The sequence below is a fragment of the Pseudorhodobacter sp. genome (assembly GCF_030452865.1).
Taxonomy (GTDB): domain Bacteria; phylum Pseudomonadota; class Alphaproteobacteria; order Rhodobacterales; family Rhodobacteraceae; genus Pseudorhodobacter.
The window spans coordinates 1-2,519 of sequence record NZ_JAKDLJ010000469.1 but is presented as its reverse complement, the minus strand read 5'-3'; the positions used below and the strand labels follow the sequence as shown (position 1 = coordinate 2,519).

Here is a 2,519-nt window from a genome sequence, read left to right as displayed (position 1 = left end):
AATGATCCGGCCACCACCGAGACCAACACACTCCATATCGTCCCCAGCGCCACACGCGCATAACCTATCCTCTAAACCGGGGGCATAAAACATATAAAGGGGGTGGACCATGGCCGGACTTCTGGCGGGAAAACGCGGGCTGATCATGGGCCTCGCAAACGACAAGTCAATCGCGTGGGGCATCGCCAAAGCCTGCGCCGATCAAGGCGCCGAACTGGCGTTTTCCTATCAGGGCGAACAGTTGAAAAAGCGCGTCGAACCGCTGGCCGCCTCCGTCGGTTCTTCTGAACTGATCGAATGTGATGTCTCGGATGAAGGATCGCTTGACGCGCTGTTCGCGCGCATCAAGGACATCTGGGAAACCGTCGATTTCGTGGTCCACGCCATCGGCTTTTCCGACAAGAACGAATTGCGTGGCCGTTACGTCGATACCGGTCGGCAGAATTTTCTGATGTCGATGGATATTTCGGTCTATTCCTTCACCGCTGTCTGTCGGCGGGCAGCGGCCATTATGAAGCCCGGCGGCAGCCTGCTGACGTTGACCTATTACGGTGCCGAAAAGGTGATGCCGCATTACAACGTCATGGGCCTGTGCAAGGCCGCGCTGGAGGCATCGGTCAAATATATCGCCGAGGATCTGGGCAAGGACGGCATCCGCTGCAACGCAATCTCCGCCGGCCCGATCAAGACACTCGCAGCAAGTGGCATCGGTGATTTCCGCTATATCATGCGCTGGAATGAGCTGAATTCGCCGCTCCGCCGCAACGTCACGCAGGAGGAAGTCGGCAAAGCCGCGCTCTATCTGCTCTCCGATCTCGGCTCCGGCACCACCGGCGAAAACCTGCATGTCGACGCCGGCTACCACGCCATCGGCATGAAGGCAGTGGATGCGCCCGATATCGACGTGGTGACGGCCCGCGCGCAAAAGGGTGCCGAATGACCGCAGAACCGTTTCTGGTTCTGGTCCTTGTTCTGACAGTGGCGATCCTGTCGCCCGGTCCCGCGATCATTGCCGCAACGCAAATGGCGCTGTCACAAGGGCGAGAAAAGGCGTGGCCGTTCGGCCTTGGTCTTGCTTTCGGGGCATCGCTCTGGTGCCTGTTCGCGCTGTTTGGCATGGCGGCGGTGTTCAAGCTTTACCCTGCCTTGCTGCAAGCCGCAAAACTCGGCGGTGCGCTCTACCTGATATATATGGCTTGGGGCTTGTGGCATGGTGCCAGTGCAGCCTTGCCCGCCGCTGCCACGCGCCGCTTTGGCAATGGCTTTACCGGCGGCGTGATCCTGTGCCTGTCAAACCCCAAACCGGCGCTGTTCTATTCCGCGCTGATCCTGACGCTGTTTCCCGACGCCCATGGCGCGGGGGTGATTGCCGCGATCTATGCAACCGCACTGGCGACAGAACTGTTCTGGTACTCCACCGTCACCCTGTCGATGTCGACCGCGGTGATGCGCAAACGCTATCTGTCGGCAAAGTTCTGGATCGACCGCGCCGCTGCCGTCGCCCTGACAGCGCTCGCGGCTTTGCTGGTTTTCGAGATCTGACGATGGATCATCGCCCTGATCACAGTGCAAAACCGCAGGGCGCGCATGGGAAAATTCACGCAAACCACAGGTTTTGCTTTGCCCGCCGCCGTCTCGGTTATATCAAGCGCCAAAGCACCACCGAATGGCCGCGCATCGGCAGGGTCAGCGCACCTTGCAGGAATGACGCCGCAATCTGACGAAAGAGGACTGCCATGACCGACCGTTTGCCACATGAAAAAGGCTTCCACATCTCCTGGGATCAGATCCACCGCGATGCCCGCGCGCTGGCCTGGCGGCTTGATGGCAAAGGCCCCGACGATGGCGCATGGAAAGCGGTGGTCGGCATCACCCGCGGCGGCATGGTCCCCGCGATGATCGTCGCGCGCGAACTCGACATCCGCGTCGTCGATACCATCTCGGTCAAAAGCTATGACCATCAGCATCAGGCCGAAGCAAAGATCATCAAATCGCCACAAGCGGAGATCATGGGGGACGGCGAAGGCATCCTGATCGTCGATGATCTGGTTGACACCGGACGAACGCTTGAACTGGTGCGCAAACTTTACCCCAAGGCGCATTTCGCGACAGTCTACGCCAAGCCGCACGGCCGTCCGATGGTCGAAACCTTCATCACCGAGGTCAGTCAGGACACCTGGATTTTCTTTCCGTGGGACATGGCCCTGCAATATGTCCAGCCCTACCGCGGCAAGGATTGAACCCACCCCGATGACACCGACCGAAAGCAGATGGGCGCATCTGTCCTATCTTTTCAGCCTGCTGTTCAAGGCCATGATCGGTGCAGCGCAGCTTGCGGGTGGTCTGGGCCTGTTGCTGATACCCGGCGCGCAGATCAAGACCTATCTCGCCACGCTGGCGGCGGTGGAACTGGTGAAAGACCCGGATGAGACCCTGGCGCTCTGGCTGCAACATTCCGCGCCGGAGGTGCCGCTGGGTCACCCGTGGTTCTACGTCATCTACCTGGTGCTGCATGGGGT

4 protein-coding genes are annotated in these 2,519 nt (G+C 59.9%); all 4 read left to right on the top strand.

The features are described 5' to 3' along the window. Positions 1-109: 109 nt before the first annotated feature. On the top strand, positions 110-940 hold the full coding sequence (fabI, locus tag L0H65_RS18185; protein WP_301460622.1) for an enoyl-ACP reductase FabI: 831 nt from the start codon (positions 110-112) through the stop codon (positions 938-940). Continuing rightward, entirely contained in the window at positions 937-1,542 is a 606-nt protein-coding gene (locus tag L0H65_RS18180) for a LysE family translocator (protein WP_301460621.1), read from the top strand. Before fabI ends, L0H65_RS18180 begins: the two co-directional genes overlap by 4 nt. Positions 1,543-1,736: 194 nt before the next feature. Next, a complete protein-coding gene (gene gpt, locus L0H65_RS18175) occupies positions 1,737-2,240 on the top strand; it encodes a xanthine phosphoribosyltransferase (protein ID WP_301460620.1) in 504 nt (167 codons plus the stop codon). Beyond that, on the top strand, positions 2,212-2,519 hold a 308-nt coding region (locus tag L0H65_RS18170; protein WP_301460619.1), incomplete at its 3' end, for a DUF2127 domain-containing protein. The genes gpt and L0H65_RS18170, both read left to right, overlap by 29 nt.